Origin of the sequence: Bacillus cereus group sp. BfR-BA-01310 (genome assembly GCF_022664325.1) — a bacterium.
In the GTDB taxonomy this organism is placed as follows: Bacteria; Bacillota; Bacilli; order Bacillales; family Bacillaceae_G; genus Bacillus_A; species Bacillus_A paramycoides.
The window spans coordinates 1-15,599 of sequence record NZ_JAKUHD010000030.1; the positions used below are offsets into that span (position 1 = coordinate 1).

Consider the following 15,599-nt stretch of genomic DNA (forward strand, 5'->3'; position numbering starts at 1 on the left):
TTTCTCATTAACATAAGAGAATAGTAACGTACTTTCAACTTCAAGAATAGTCTGAATCCTTAAGTTGATGGATGTGGGGTACCGCCACATACACAACAATATTCAAAAATGAAACTATATCGTTTGGCCTATCCCATTAAAAGGCCAGGACACTTTATCTATTTACTTCTTTATAGATTGGAATTTCATCATAAGAAATGAATGAATTTTTCCGCAGGCTCACGAAATATAACCAAAACATTAAGTGCTGATAATGGGCACACTAATATTAATCCTTTAATTATTGTAACTGATCAAGGAGCAAGCCATTGGGTATCTGCTGGATGGGCGTTCGCAACCGGGAAATTTTAAATTGCCACTGCAGTATCTTTAGGATTCTGGTCATTCACACATGTTTTAAATCTAAAAGCTGATCCAGATTGCACAGAAGGTTTGATTAACTAATTTTTCCATAGTAAACATAAAAAAGAAGAATCACATAAGTTATTTTCGACTCAACCCTATAATAACAATCACCTAGAAGAATTTAATGGTGATTGTTTCACAGCATAACGAAAAATCATCATACTCCTGCTATTCACTGCTTTCTAATACTTTTATTAATTTCGGTTTTTCATCTTTAATATCACTGGCATAATCTATAAGGAAGCTCCAATTCCAGGATGTGTGTACACAAAACAAAAGATACTCGGCTCAAAGTCACAATCTCGGTGACTCTTTCTATACAATTACATCATTCCCCACTACTCAAAAAAGGGTAATCCAAGTAACTCCTACGATTTTAGTCGATTTTCGCAGGGAATATCCTTTAGGCGTACAATCAACAAGCGTAATCCATACGTTTCCTTTTCGAGTGAGGTACCAGACGGTGACCGTAAAATCTATCTATGAATATACTGATGTAGCAAAATTTATGGGTTATAATTAGAAAAGAATGTAGCATTAATGTACTCTTTTCGTATACGAAAGATTTTTCATAGATATTATTATTCCATAGTTTGCACCTTTAACATATTTATTAAAATAAATCAATGCTATATACTAATTACCTATTATCTAGTACTAACTATAATGATAAAGTAAACTACTTTGAATTTTGTATAAATGAATATACACTTTACTATTTCTTCAAAATATCTAATATTGAATTCGGAGGAGAAAATGGATAACTTAAAAGAAGCGTCTAATGAAATGTTGGAGTTTTTAAAAGTTCTAAAACATAGAGAGGATGTATTTTATCAGGATAGCTATATTTATCAAGAAAATAGTGTAATGGATTATGTTTATATAATTCAAAATGGAATAGTAGGATTTGAAAAAATAAACCCTGACGGAAAAAAAATCCAAGCGGAATTACGTGGGAAAGGTAAAATTATAGGGTCTGAATGCCTTTTGGGATACAAAGCTAAAAGCCCGGGTATTATAAGAGCATGTAGTAAAGTTGTAGTTGTACAAGCAATAGAGATTGAAGAAATAAAAAATACTTATAAAGATCATATTTATTTTTACAAATGCTATTCAAAACTTTGCACAAATTATTCACTAAATTTAATTGATAAGTTTAGCGACTTTGCTTTGCATACAAAAAAAGGAGCATTATGTTCTGTCTTTGTTAGACTAGCAAATACATTTGGAATAGATACTACTGATGGTAAAATAATAAATATGCACGTAACAATTGATCAATTAGCGGAATTAGCAGGTATTTCAACAAAAGAGAGTACACATAGAATATTAAAAAGTTTAAAAGATGATGATATTATCGAATTTAAGAATAATCTATATATCATAAAAGATTTAGATTATCTAGAACAATATATATCAATACAAGAAAGAAGAAATAGTACTCCTAAAATGAATTTGATTTAAACAAATATGATTTATTATTACATTATGAGAAAATATAATTCTATGCAAAATTCGAACTAAAAAGAAGTCTATGATAGATTACACCGACTTCTTTTTAGTTATATATAAAATATATCTATAAAAATTTGCACATAATAACTTGTATTCCTCACTAATATTTCCTACTTTTTAATATAATAACTTTCTATTTCTCTTTACAAAAATAAAAACATTCATTGCCACATTTATAGCAATGAATGTTTTATCGTTTCTCAAGGTTATCATATTTATTTTTACGATCAACTTTTATCTATGAATTTTACGTTTTCGATAAAGCAGAAGTCCCGCAAGAACAATTAAACTGCCACCTACTACTATTAATAGATAGTTAGTAGCAGCTCTACCAGTATGAGGCAATTCTTCAGATGGCTTTTTCTGATCATCCTCTGGTTTCACAGGTATGGTAGGATCCTTCTTGATTAATTTATTCTCTTTCATTACGGTTACTGCTTTTGATGTTTCTCCTCCTTTTATTTCAAATACTAATGGAGTCTCATCTAATTCGTAACCTTTTGGTGCTTTTGTTTCTATAAATTGATAATTTCCTGGTACCAAACCTTCTACCACCAATTTACCCTCTTTATCTGTTACTACGTTTTCTTCTATTACGTTGCCTTTGTTATCTACTAGCTTAAACTCGGCTCCTTCTAATGCTTTACTATGATCTGATGCATCTACTTTATTTAATACGACCGAGCCTGTTTCCAATTTGTTTTCTTTCGTTACAGTTACTGCTTTTGATATTTCTCCTATCTTTACCTCGAATGATAACGGTGTCTCATCCAATACATAACCTTTTGGTGCTTTTGTTTCGATAAATTGATAGTTCCCTGGTACTAAACCTTCTACCACCAATTTACCCTCTTTATCTGTTACTACGTTTTCTTTTATTTCTTTGCCTTTGTCATCTACTAATTTAAACTCGGCTCCTTCTAATACTTTACTTTGATCTGATGCATCTACTTTATTTAATACGACCGAGCCTGTTTCTAATTTGTTTTCCTTCGTTACAGTTACTGCTTTTGATGTTTCTCCTGCTTTTATCTCGAATAATAATGGAGTCCCATCCAATACATAACCTTTTGGTGCTTTTGTTTCGATAAATTGATAGTTTCCGGGTACTAAACCTTCTATTACCAATTTCCCTTCTTTATCTGTTACTACGTTCTCTTTTATTTCTTTGCCTTGCTCATCTATTAACTTAAACTCGGCCCCTGTTAATTTTTCTTTCGTTTCCGTATCAACTTTTGTTAATACTACTGACCCCTTTAAAAGAGTATTGTCAATTTTTAATTGTATAACCTTGTGCGTTTTATCGATTGTAAATTTTACTGGTGTTTGATCTAGTTTATAGCCATTTGGTGCTGTCGTTTCGACTAATTGGTAGTTTTCAAATGGCAAATTACCTAAACTTCCTTTGCCTTTACTATCTGTAGTAAGATGTCCTACTATTTTATTATCTGATAAACGAATGACATCAAACTTGGCTCCTGCTAATGAATGACCATCATTCGAGTCTACTTTCATTACCTCTACAGAACCTTCTTCACCTTCTCCTTCTCCTCCACCATCAGTAACTTTGTGTGTTGTTGAATCTTTTTCAAATTCTTCATCATTCCCTAACAAAGTAACTTTATTTGAATAATCATTAGATGCGTTGCCGTCTCCAACTATTCTTGTATTATATTCAACAAAATATCCATATCCATCTACAATATCACCTAAATTTACAGTGAATTTATTAGGAAGTGAGTCATCAATCGGAATTGCTTTCGTAACATCAGTCAAATCGTCGTATTTAAGTTTTCCGTCTTCCACTTTGAATTTTACTCTTAATACTTTAATGCTATCTTTTACTAGCGTATGACCTGAACCAATTTCATCTGTAACAATTGCATTTTTGATATCAATACCGGCCACATTTATTCGTATAACCCAATGCATTAAATTTTTATCATTGCGATCAAAATATCCATATTTATGCAATTTTTCATCAAGATTATTAAACGATCCTTCATGAACATTAACTTCATCGGTGAAAATAACACCATTTTCATCAACAAATTCTAATTTATGATCTTCTCCATCATCTATTTGATCTTTATCAAACTTAGCATTAAAATACATTTTCCCTTTTATATTTGAGTGGGTTTCTACGTAATCAGTAAATGTTACAGTCACTTTTTTAGTTTGCTTTTCAGCATGTACTTTTCCTATTATATTTCCATCTTGATCTTTAATATCAAAATCTATATCTTTATCAAGTTTCAATTCCTTAGGCAAATAAAAACTAAATGTATCACCACTTTTAGCTGAGCCATCCTCTAACTCCACTTCAACATTTACTCGCACCGTCTCCCAATCACCAAAACTGCCATTAGAAGGTCTTACCCCATTACTATTTGTTAAATACGTTTCTTTAATGACATTTTCCAGGGTTTTCGCTGAAGTTTTTGCAGGGAAAACAGTAATAATACTATTACATAAAAGTAATAATATCATTATCAAACTACTAATCTTTTTCATAAATTTCTCGCCTCTTTGATAATATTTTTACATAATTTTACTAGTGATAAGTATAATAATTGCTAATAGTCCTATTAGCATGATGTAACCCATACAATTTACAGTATGATGTTAATAATTTTCATTTACTTAATTAATATAATTAACGGAATTGAAGTAATTAGCTAAAAACACAAAATAATAATATTTCTCCTTTCTTCTTGATGATATGGGGCAATTAATTTACCTTCTGTGAATGTTTGTAACAAAATTTTCTCAATAAAAAATATTCTTTGTACATTTTTTCACATAAAGGAAAATAACGAGCGACCTAATTATTCAGTACAACATTTAAAACAATTGCTTGCCAATTAGCCTTATTTATACGACTATCTCTTACAACTATTTTTTCAACCTATGTCTCTACGATGAACGGTTATTATTTTGTTTGTAATTTTAACTATATAATTCATCATAGTAAGATTTTACTAGAGTGTTTCTAGCAAATCATTACCATTTGTTATGTAGTAGTTAACATTTGCTAACAAGTTAATATGCTTTTTAACAAATATGTTAGAGATGGGTGTGACAATATTTTTATTTCACTTGATATACTAAAACTAGGGGGTATAACGTAGGTACCATCTCACGGTTAATAAAATAATATCCGGTTGATAATGTTTCCACTTGAATAGATTTTGCTTTTCCATACCAATCACGTTCTTTTTTAGAGTACTAGTATCAGTATGTCCAAATTCGATAGGCCATTTTCATATACTTCAAAGTTTTTGCACCAGAACCCCAAAAACAAAAAATCTCTCGAACACTCCGAGAGACACAATGTCTATTAACCTAAGAATAGTCACGATCCTAAAAAGTAAAAAACGTTATATTTAGGTAAGTTAAGGAAAACAGTTGATATTAAAAGGACCATGCAGGAACATCAAATAGAACTTTCGAAATTCGAGGGAATTTTACAATCCACATTTGAGTGTATCGCCAAACATGCAGACTTTTATACAACCATGCTTGGACCTCATGGTATTCATGATTTTAAGCTATAAATGCAGCATACTATCATGGATCACCTTGAACAAAATTTCATTGTGCTTATACTTGGAGAATTTGACTTAGATATTCCAAAAGATATGGTATTGCATTTCATCACTTCCTCTGTTGTTGGTATATCAATTTGGTGGCTCCAAAATGACATGAAATATTCACCAAAATATACTGCACAACAATTAGTGAAGCTTTTTACTAAAGGACCCTTGTGTGCAGTAGGTTTTACTTTTTTTCATGAGGGCTAGAACAGTGAAGGGTCACCCCATCATTTCAGGAAACTGTGACACAAATTAACCGGTACCTTATACGTCAGGAACCGGTTAATGAAATGAATGAGCCAAGATTATTTATATTGTATAAACTTCAGACAACATGTGGTTACACGCTTCTTACACATAACCCGTTTCTTCCCTTGCTAATTTAACTTCAACACTGCACTAACCGGATTATGATCACTGTTTTCAAACTTCAAATCATGCCCTTGTACGCTTACAATCTCCACATTTGGAGAGACTAAAAAACCATCAATAATCGTAACAAAGTTCTCACCTTCAACATAGCTCTTCACATTGTCACGAACTGTCCAAACGGTATCATCAACAGCCCACTGGAACCCACCATCAGTGAAATCTTCTGGTAACTGTACTAACCACTCTGGCCAGTCTTCTTTAAACCTCGGATCTTTTAACTGCACATCAGATAATAGTTGATTCCAGTCTCCACCAAGCACGATATAGTCGCCATTTATGTAATGTTTATTCATATACTCTTTCAAAAACTCAACTTGTTGCTTTCGAATGTTTCCACCCTTATCATATGCAGATAAATGAACGTTCACCATTCGTAAATATTTTCCGTTATCAACTGGAACCTTATGCTCAACAATCGCTCGATCTACGTCGAATAATTGACGAAGCCACATTTCTCTTCCAGGAAGCTGATATCTCGTCACTTCTTCTACTTTATATTTTGAAAACGAACCAAGTCCACTGTTCGTATATCCGTGTGGCTTCTTAATTGGTACCGGCACCCACTGCACATTAAAGTTATCACCAAACGTAGACGCATGATCTTTCAGTCCATCTTGAAACGCCTTATACTGATTCACATCAAATGAACGAAGTGACTTCTCATCCATCTCTTGCGTTAATATAAAATCAGAATCTTCCTTTTGTAAGAAAGACAGCATATTGCTGATATTCTTTTCTGTTTGCTCTTTACTACTAGAGCGCGAACCCTTTCCTCCGTCTAAGAAGAAATCTTGATCTTTATCTAAACCGCCGAAGCCAATATTAAACGTTGTCACCTTAAACTCTTTCCCGACTTTAAGAACGCGCTCGTTATTATTGGTCACCATCAATTTCTCAACATCCTTATGCTTCACATTCTTAATTGCCACATAAGTAATAAATGCTGTGAAAGCACCAAATACCGAGCCTGTCCCCCATAATAAACCTTTCATTGTCTTCTTCAATCTCATGACTCCTTTATTCTCTTTTTATAGTTTGTATATGTGATATTTTAATTTGTTTCTATGTTTAAAATATATAACGTAACTCTAAAGGCTTCAAGCACGATAAAAGGGATTGAAGCGATTGACTGAAAATACATATATTCGTCCAGGTCTAAAAAAGAACTCAAATTAATCCCAAACAACACCTCGCCTCTCGTATTCCATTCTATATTCAACGGCAGCTGCAATTTTGGAGCTTGCGAACCTTTCCGTGATCCAAAGTCCCAAATCGAGTCCTGAAGTGACTCCTCTCGCAGTGATAATATTCCCTTGATCCACAATTCTGTAATGAAGCAGCTCTGCCCCGTATTCACTTATTTCATTCTGCGCCAAATGGTGCATCGTCGCCATTTTACCATCCAATATGCCAGAAGCAGCTAGTAACATACCTCCTGTACAAACGCCAGCAACAATCGTTCCTTCGTTGTGCATCTCTCTAATCATTTCGGTCAAGGTTCCAAGCTCTGCTTGCTTTCGTGCCCCATGTTCAGCTTTATGATTCCAGCCACCACCAGGTACAATTAGCAGATCTGGACGATTATCCATTCGTAAAAAATCATTTAATTTGACCGTAACTCCAAACGAAGTCGTAATTTCTTGTTTTGGTTCACTTGCTATTAGTTCAACCGTAAATGGAGCCCCTTCTTCTATCGCTCTTTTAAGTACCTCAAAAGGTGCGAAAGAAACAAGCTCTCCGAAGCCGTCAAACAATACAATTTGTATTTTCATTTTTAGAACACCTCATATGCTTTCTTTTGTGAATCGTAGACATATAAAACGATTCGGCGATTATGTAATTGATTTACACAAAAACCTCATCATCTAATAGAAAATATCCTGTATAGCTAAACAAATAAGTCCTGAATTAGGAGACGAAATGTTAACTACAAATATACGACCGGGATTAACTCCTACAATTACAGCCTTTACTTCTAATTGTCCTTTTTCATTTACTATACCGTTACATTTATAAAAATCATTCTTACTTAGTTCATAAATCATACGTTAAACCGCCTTCCTGAACCGTTCTATTCTTACTCTATCATTTTAGCAGAATATTCTCTATTTCTTTGATAGTTGGTTTAAACTGATGGCATTAAGTAAGCGAATATGTAATTAAATATATAGTAAATGAAAGAGCCTACTCACATGAGTTGGCTCTTTCATTTACGTTTGTTTCTACTTTATTTAACACTGAAAATGATTTATTTCTATTTTGTGTTTACTAATAAATGTGTTAATGCTTGTTTTAATGGTGTAGCTTGACGTTTTAATAATAAATTCAAATCGGTATGTGTTGATTCTAATCCCCCTTCACGAATTCCTTTTTGAGTCATTACTAACATTGGAAGGTAGGCTTCAGGTACTCCAGCACCTTTTAACATTTCTTCATAAGAAGAATCGTCTACTTCTAATAAAGGAATTTCTTTACCTAATACTTCACTTAATGTACCAACAAATTGCTGTTGTGTTAAATTTTCACCAGAAAGTTCATAAATCTTATTTTTGTGACCATCAGCTACCAAAACATTCGCTGCTGCTTCAGCTAAATCTGGACGATATACCCAACCGATTTTCCCTTCTCCTGCAGAAGTCACCCAAGGGGCACCAGCCATACAGCTTTGAATTGTACCAAGTTCATTTTCTACATACCAGTTGTTACGCAGAATCACATAAGGAATACCTGATTCAATAATTGCTACTTCACGTGCTCTATGCATGCCTGCTAGGAAGAAGTTATTTCCTTCTGCTCGCGTAACACTTGGATAAATAATTTGTTTTACACCTGTTGCTTTGGCAACTTCTACTGCATTTGTATGCTGACGTATAACTGTATCAGAGTCACCAAATGTTGACATGATGAATAAACGATCGACATCTTTGAATGCTGAAAACAAGGTTTCTTGATTTTCAAAATCCGTTACAAGTACTTCTAAACCTTGTTCCTTATAGCTAAGTGCTTTTTCAGACTTGTCATCACGTACACCAACAATTATTTCTTCAATTGATAATCTAGCACGTAAATACTCAACAATTTTAGAACCTAAATTTCCGTTTGCACCTGTTACTAAAACTTTCATACAATCTCCTCCGCTACATACAACGTTATTTTTGATTTTTGTATACATTACATATACTATTTCTTAAGAAGGATTTATGTAAGTAGGCACAATTTAATAACATAGTCATAAAAATAGTACTTAGAGTAAAAGGGAGATTTTATTATGGCACGTTTTAGTTATCAAGATGAATCGATTTCTGAAGAAACACAGCAAGAAATTTGTCCATTAACAGTTACCCAAAATGCAATTGCAGGAAGATGGAAAATCGTGATTTTGTGGCATTTAAGCAAAAATGAAATTATTAGATTTAATGAATTATTGAGGATGTTACCTGGTATCTCAAAAGGAATCTTAACTAGACAATTAAGAGAACTTGAAGAGGACGAGCTAGTACACAGAGAAGTTTATAAAGTTGTTCCACCAAAGGTAGAATATTCTTTAACAGATCAGGGGAAAAAGTTTATACCTGTATTAGAAGCAATGCAAGTTTGGGGTAAAGATTTACTAAATAAAAAAATAGAGATGTATGAAAAACATAAGGACTAATAAATCATTACTAACGTCTTATTACCAGTAGATAGAACGTATTAAGTTCAAGTTAAATAATGAACAATATGTTAATGTGAAAATTAAACAACTTAAAAAAGAGCCTTTCTACATCAAAATTAAATAACTCTATTATCATTACCCACATTATACAATCCTTAAATTAATGGGCATGTGCTTTCCCTAAAAAATCTCATAAAAAAGGAGTGGTAAATCCACTCCTTTTTTATATCTTTTGGAAAAACACCTACCCTTGATTCCTCTGCACCTCTCTAAACTCCTCCTTCACCTTCTCTAATAACCCTTCTTCCGTAATTAATCGATACGCTGTATTTGCTAGTGCTTTTGCCGATGTAATTAACGCTTTGTCCCCTAGTTCTGAACGAGCTGCTTCTCTAAATTCATTCGTATGCGCAATTAATTCGTCTGGTCCAATTTTGATGTACGGATGAATTGTCGGTACGACTTGGCTTACGTTTCCTGCGTCGGTTGAGCCGATTCCTACTCTTTCTTTACGGTTTACATCTTCGCCAAGTTGTTCTAACTCTTCGGCTACGACGTCATTAAATGTTTTTGTTACGAGTAATTCATCGATTTCATTTTGGAATTGATGAATTTTCACTTTCGTACCTGTTGCTAACGCTGCCCCTTGCGCGATGTTTCTTACTTTTTCCGTTACTTCCGCACATCTTTTTCTCGTTGCTGCTCGAATAAAGAAGCGTGCCGCAGCATAATCCGGAATAATATTGGGTGCTTTTCCGCCTTCTGTAATGACACCATGGATCTTCACATCTGACGGAAGTTGTTGGCGAAGTGCATTAATGCTGTTATACAGCTGGATAACTGCATCTAATGCATTAATTCCTTCTTCTGGCGAAGCTGCGGCGTGAGCTGTTTTCCCGTAAAAATGAAAATCAAGTGGATCAACCGCTAGTGACGGACTCGTTGGAGCTGTTTTTCCGCTCGGATGAATCATAAGCGCCGCATCAATGTTTTTAAATAAACCAGCCTTTACATAACTCGCCTTCGCACTACCGTTTGGTCCCCCTTCTTCAGCTGGTGTCCCGAACACGACAACCTCCCCGCCGATTTCTTCAAGCGTTTCGGATAATGCGATTGCTGCTGCAACGCTAATTGTTCCGATTAAATTGTGACCACACGCATGACCTAATCCTGGTAAAGCATCATACTCCGCTAAAAATGCGATTACTGGTCCTTGTTTCCCTGAACTTTTCCGCGCAATAAAACCTGTTTCATGTCCAGCTATATTATGTTGCAATTGAAATCCTGCACTTCCTAACAACAGACTTAACGTTCTTGATGCGTAAAACTCTTGGTTACCAATCTCCGGATTCGCATGAATATCATGACTTGTTTTTATGTACCTTTCCTTATTTCTTTCTATACTTTCAGTAATTTTTTTTCTTTGTGACGTTACTCCTGTCGCTCCCATTTTTCTTCCTCCTTTATTTTCACGTAAAAAAGCCTCTTCCTAAAAGATAGAAAGAGGCTTTGAAATATACTGTCAAAATGAGCTTCTTTCTTATCTTTCAAGTTAACTTGCTGGAATTGGCACAGTATTCATATAGAATCCGCTGCCGAGGTTTCGTAGGGCCAGTCCCTCCACCTCTCGTGATAAGAATTTTCATAAAATTGTATTAAATTATTTTTATTCTAAGTTTATTCCGACTAAAAGTCAAGGAATTCCTATCCGAATTTACCGAATATCTAAAAATCCTTTTAATACACCAATTGTTTCAGGTGCTTGTAGTCTTGCACATATATACGGAAATTCCGTACTACCTTCAAACATCATTTGAGATGTTAACGGTGCTCCTGCCCAAAAAATTTCATCATCGATTAATACAAACGGGAATGCTTTGTTTTGCCTTTGTAACTTTACATTTTTTAATGGAACTGGTCCATCACTATAAACTGTTACTTGTGCATTCGTACGCATTAACGCTTGCCATACTCGTTTATCAACTTGCCTTGTACTTGGAAGTGAAATGATAATTTTTCGTTTTGCCGCTAAAATATCTTTTAATAGTCCTTTCGGCTCCTCAAGATTCATTTCCATAAACCAGCGTAAACGTTTCGAAATTTTTCGCTCCCACACTTGTCTTGATGTCGTGCGATCATACACATCTCCGTGCCGTTCTATATGAGCTGTTAATTGTGATAACGCTTGTTTTCTCGACAAGTTTTTACGCATATAGTGGCAATCTGATAATTGAATGAACTTCCCTCTCGCTCTCGTTACAGCTACATTGACGAGACGATGGTTTTTATGATCAAAGAATAACACACCAGGACGTTCTTGCGGATAACTATCCACCGTATCAAATATCATCATATCTCTTTCGGAACCTTGAAACTTATGAACTGTTGCGGCTAAAACTGGTACGTGTTGATATTTCGTTCTCTGCAACAGTTCTCTAATACACGTTGATAAAAAGCGGGACTGTGCTCGGTACGGCGTAACAACACCGATAGATTGAACACCGTCTAACAGTCCAATTAAAATCATTTGCATCGCTACTAAGCCAGACATAATATTAAAACGAGAACCAGAAGCAGCGTCTTTTAAAGAAAAGGCTCCCATTAAGCTCGTATCAAATAAAACACTGGCTTCATTTGCGAACGGTTGTAGTTTCGCAAGTTCTTGACGCTCTGAAACAGATGGATGATCATACACTCTATTTTTATAAATAAATGAGTTTGTAAACTTAGATATATCCGCATGCATACGTCTTTGTTCCTGCAACATAAAAAGGTTGGGATGTGCTTCTGATTTATTTACAGACTCAACAATCCCTGCGTGATAAAACATATCTTCACCGAGCCATTTTCGAACGAGTTCGTGGTTTGCCATTGCGATTGGAGGCAATTGTAAAAAGTCGCCACAAACGACAATACGTTTTCCAAGAGAAGCAGCTAATGCGATTTGCGGAACATATGCCATACTCACTTCATCTACGACAACTAAATCAAATGTACGCTCATAAATAAGCGCATCAATTGCACATTTCGATAAAGTCGCACCGATTACTTTCGCATTTTCAATATATTCTTTCTCTACTTCTTTAATTTTCGCTTTTTGTTTTCGAAGTTCACTTTCTATTTCTTGCATACGCTTCTTATCAGAAGACGTCGCCTTATACGATAGTATTTTTTCACGAAGATCTTGGCGTGTTTCTTCTAAATAAAGCCTTTCCTCTCCCCATGATCCATTCGTCGTTTCTACTAGCCTCGATGCAAGTAACGTTTCATGATTTCGTATATGTTCATGTTGGCTAAAACCGTAACGAACGATTTCACCAGGTGTCCATTTCTTTTTCTTTTCAATTTGCTTCGTTACTTCACTCATTAATACGTCAACAGCCGCATTACTATGAGCTAACACAAGTACCGATTTTCCTTTTTGATAATGAGCTGAAATAATACGTGATAAATTGTAAGACTTCCCTGTTCCAGGTGGCCCCCACACGTACGTTGTCGGATTGTAAAAAGAACGATACGCCAATTCATTTTTCGGATTTTTCATCTTCTCAATATGCTTTGGACTGCTCGTCCCGTCAACAAGACGCTTTATACGATTACGTTTCAGCTTATCTTTACGCGCTTCTTTCAATCGCTCTTGCAGCTGTTCTAAAAGTTGCCATGGTTCACTGTATAAAACAGCTTCTCGTATTTCACCTTGTATATAATCATTTAATTTCAGTTCTATTTCTAATCCATGTACAGATAATACTTCCCCCGTTGCTTCCTCACCATCGAACTCAATTCGAATTGGTGATCCTTCAGGTAAGCTTACTTCCGAAATAAGCTGAAATACGTATACTGTACTTTCATAATCTGTATATAAGAAACGACCGTTAATGATAGAGATTTTACTACCACCTATCGTTTTCCAATGTTTAATTTCATATGCTAATGCATAATGCCACTCTTTCATCGTTTCCGATAATGAAGGAGTTTGAGTCGTTGTATTCATAAAATAAGCTCCTTCCGTCTCCCCAAACATACTTTCTCACTATACCATATAACGCTCTAAAATTTGTAACAATTATATCTTGCTTATTTTCTTAATATTCAATATTATTTTATATATAAATTTTTCAGAAAGAAGGATTGCATATGCCAGTCAGAAGAATTGAACACGTCGGACTTATGGTCGCAAACTTAGAAACATCCATCTCATTTTATGAAAAAGTAGTCGGCTTACAACTTATTAAGCGTATGGGGCATCCAAATCCAGACTTAAAACTCGCTTTTTTAGGCGTAGAAGAATCAAAAGAAACGATACTCGAACTAATTGAGGGTTACAACTCTTCTCTTCCGGCAGAAGGAAAAGTACATCATATTTGCTTCAAAGTAGATTCATTAGAAGATGAAATCGAAAGACTAAAGAAACACAAAGTAACCTTTTTACTAGGAGAAGAAATTGAAACATTACCCGATGGAACACGTTACATATTCTTCGCTGGTCCTGATGGAGAGTGGATTGAGTTTTTTGAGACGGAGAGATAAAGTAAGACTTTAATTAGAAGGCTTTTGCGGGATAGAAAAAGAGCCGGAATTCCGGCTCTTTTTTTTGCAAGTACGCAATCAGTAGCAATAAAACATACCTTCAACCCGAAAACTCACCTATATTAAAAACAATCATTTTGTTAGGAGTAGAGAGTAGAGAATGGTAAATACAATCTATATTATTATTTTTTGGATACTTATACTCTTTCCAATCCTTTATATAATCAAGATAAAACATTGGAATTTAAAAATAGTTGCCGTATTTGTTGGAAGAATCCTATTAAGTGTTATCTTTTTCATAAATGGAATGGTGTTAGGACTGCAACGAAATTGGGTAGAGCCTTCCTATGAAACAGAATGGGATTTTTTTATAAAGTCTTTGCAACATGGGAAAACTGATGCGCTTATACACTTATTACTTCTAATTATTATCATTACTTTAGATTTAGCAATTACATTTTATTATATTAATAAAAAGAAATAAGGTAGTTCTCCTGTTTTTTTCTTTCACCTTGGCCCAAATTGATGAGAAAAACGGACCTGTTATCAGGGATTTTCTTGCATTTTCTCTGTTATACTCATTTAAAAATAGCTTAAATCATACAATCTTCACTACTCCTAGTTACAAAATTATAGTTTTGTTCATAATTTTGTAACATGTATAGATGGGTATATGCGTTATAATCAACTTAGCAAATTACAAATAAATTTGCATTTCCTGTGCCCCTTACCTCCCAGTAAGGGGCGTACCCTTTTACAAATAACTATTTTAATACAACTTTTTTCACAGTACTTTCACGTCAATTTCACAAATGTAAGAACTCTCATATGTTAGACTTAGTACAACCTTTTCCAAGGAACTATATGCCAATACACGAATCCCTATCTATATAGGGATTTTTTTATTAAGCATAATAAGACATAAAGGAAGAATTCAAAATAGAAGGGACTATCCCCTTCTTTTTTGAATTCCATGTCCCTTATTATTTACTATAACCATGATTCAGTTTAGTTAACTTTTCATTGATGTGAAAAATTCTTACTCTAATATCTTTAACACCAGATGCTTGAAGTCTGTTTTTGTGCATTTCTCCATATTTTTCAGCATCTTGTTTTTCTTCAAATACATAGATGCCTCCAGCTTCTATTGTTTCTTGATTTTCCGTCCATATTTTCCAATGAAATCCTTCTTCTTCATTAATACTTTTTGCTAAATCCCAAAATGCTTTTTCCATTTCTTCACCAAAAGGACCTTCAAACGGAAAATCAATTTGTAATAAATATGCCATTTTCACTCACTCCTATTTTCAATATTTTTCAATTCGAATGCAGGTAATACCTTAAATGAATGCTGCTATTATTCCTGCACTCATTTGAAATTTCACCCGCATTTTCACAAACCCTTTTATAAAATAATTACAAAATGATAGCAACTTGAACGCATATAGTTTAACGGCTTTAGGCTG

Annotated in this window: 11 protein-coding genes, 4 pseudogenes and 1 riboswitch; of the genes and pseudogenes, 5 read left to right on the forward strand and 10 right to left on the reverse strand. The window is 34.2% G+C overall.

Features of this window, described 5'->3' with window-relative positions:
• Positions 1-750: 750 nt before the first annotated feature.
• Positions 751-882: pseudogene (locus MR109_RS26580) on the reverse strand (IS1595 family transposase); the annotation flags it as partial.
• Between the two features lie 279 nt (positions 883-1,161).
• Between MR109_RS26580 and MR109_RS26585 the strand changes: the two are divergent.
• The gene (locus MR109_RS26585) at positions 1,162-1,869 is read left to right on the forward strand and encodes a Crp/Fnr family transcriptional regulator (protein WP_242274473.1); all 708 of its coding nucleotides are present in this window, start codon (positions 1,162-1,164) and stop codon (positions 1,867-1,869) included.
• A 285-nt stretch (positions 1,870-2,154) separates the two neighbouring features.
• Here MR109_RS26585 and MR109_RS26590 read toward each other — a convergent pair whose 3' ends face one another.
• Entirely contained in the window at positions 2,155-4,434 is a 2,280-nt protein-coding gene (locus MR109_RS26590; RefSeq protein ID WP_242274474.1) for a SpaA isopeptide-forming pilin-related protein, read from the reverse strand.
• Positions 4,435-5,042: 608 nt separating this feature from the next.
• A pseudogene (locus MR109_RS26595) lies at positions 5,043-5,123 on the reverse strand (IS6 family transposase); the annotation flags it as partial.
• A gap of 225 nt (positions 5,124-5,348) precedes the next feature.
• Here MR109_RS26595 and MR109_RS30310 point away from each other — a divergent pair.
• A pseudogene (locus tag MR109_RS30310) lies at positions 5,349-5,723 on the forward strand (TetR-like C-terminal domain-containing protein); the annotation flags it as partial.
• 170 nt (positions 5,724-5,893) lie between these two features.
• Here the strand turns inward: MR109_RS30310 and MR109_RS26605 are convergent.
• The 4 genes and pseudogenes from MR109_RS26605 to MR109_RS26620 all read right to left on the reverse strand — a co-directional run bounded on the left by MR109_RS26605 (position 5,894) and on the right by MR109_RS26620 (position 9,072).
• Positions 5,894-6,958: an endonuclease/exonuclease/phosphatase family protein gene (locus MR109_RS26605; RefSeq protein WP_374202586.1), complete on the reverse strand. Its 1,065-nt coding sequence runs from the start codon at positions 6,956-6,958 to the stop codon at positions 5,894-5,896.
• Positions 6,959-7,120: 162 nt separating this feature from the next.
• The gene (locus MR109_RS26610) at positions 7,121-7,720 is read right to left on the reverse strand and encodes a DJ-1/PfpI family protein (protein WP_242274477.1); all 600 of its coding nucleotides are present in this window, start codon (positions 7,718-7,720) and stop codon (positions 7,121-7,123) included.
• A 96-nt stretch (positions 7,721-7,816) separates the two neighbouring features.
• A pseudogene (locus MR109_RS26615) lies at positions 7,817-7,993 on the reverse strand (GNAT family N-acetyltransferase); the annotation flags it as partial.
• Between the two features lie 209 nt (positions 7,994-8,202).
• The gene (locus MR109_RS26620; protein ID WP_242274478.1) at positions 8,203-9,072 is read right to left on the reverse strand and encodes an SDR family oxidoreductase; all 870 of its coding nucleotides are present in this window, start codon (positions 9,070-9,072) and stop codon (positions 8,203-8,205) included.
• A 144-nt stretch (positions 9,073-9,216) separates the two neighbouring features.
• Here MR109_RS26620 and MR109_RS26625 point away from each other — a divergent pair, with 144 nt between their 5' ends.
• Positions 9,217-9,600 carry a winged helix-turn-helix transcriptional regulator gene (locus MR109_RS26625; RefSeq protein WP_242274479.1) on the forward strand — a complete coding sequence of 128 codons (384 nt, stop codon included), beginning with the start codon at positions 9,217-9,219 and terminating at the stop codon, positions 9,598-9,600.
• Between the two features lie 247 nt (positions 9,601-9,847).
• Here the strand turns inward: MR109_RS26625 and MR109_RS26630 are convergent, their stop codons facing one another.
• Together MR109_RS26630 and MR109_RS26635 are read right to left on the reverse strand one after the other, a co-directional pair.
• The gene (locus tag MR109_RS26630) at positions 9,848-11,053 is read right to left on the reverse strand and encodes a M20 family metallopeptidase (RefSeq protein ID WP_242274480.1); all 1,206 of its coding nucleotides are present in this window, start codon (positions 11,051-11,053) and stop codon (positions 9,848-9,850) included.
• Between the two features lie 87 nt (positions 11,054-11,140).
• Positions 11,141-11,242: riboswitch (SAM riboswitch) on the reverse strand.
• Between the two features lie 75 nt (positions 11,243-11,317).
• Positions 11,318-13,627, reverse strand: a complete 2,310-nt coding sequence (locus tag MR109_RS26635; protein ID WP_242274481.1) for an AAA domain-containing protein — start codon at positions 13,625-13,627, stop codon at positions 11,318-11,320.
• Positions 13,628-13,740: 113 nt separating this feature from the next.
• On the opposite strand from MR109_RS26635, the gene MR109_RS26640 reads away from it, so the two are divergent.
• Both MR109_RS26640 and MR109_RS26645 read left to right on the forward strand, forming a co-directional pair.
• Positions 13,741-14,133, forward strand: coding sequence for a VOC family protein (locus MR109_RS26640; protein WP_242274482.1), 393 nt, complete (start codon positions 13,741-13,743; stop codon positions 14,131-14,133).
• Between the two features lie 160 nt (positions 14,134-14,293).
• Positions 14,294-14,617, forward strand: coding sequence for a hypothetical protein (locus MR109_RS26645; RefSeq protein ID WP_242274483.1), 324 nt, complete (start codon positions 14,294-14,296; stop codon positions 14,615-14,617).
• Positions 14,618-15,116: 499 nt separating this feature from the next.
• Here the strand turns inward: MR109_RS26645 and MR109_RS26650 are convergent, their stop codons facing one another.
• Positions 15,117-15,422 carry a monooxygenase gene (locus MR109_RS26650; protein WP_242274484.1) on the reverse strand — a complete coding sequence of 102 codons (306 nt, stop codon included), beginning with the start codon at positions 15,420-15,422 and terminating at the stop codon, positions 15,117-15,119.
• Between the last annotated feature and the right edge of the window lie 177 nt (positions 15,423-15,599).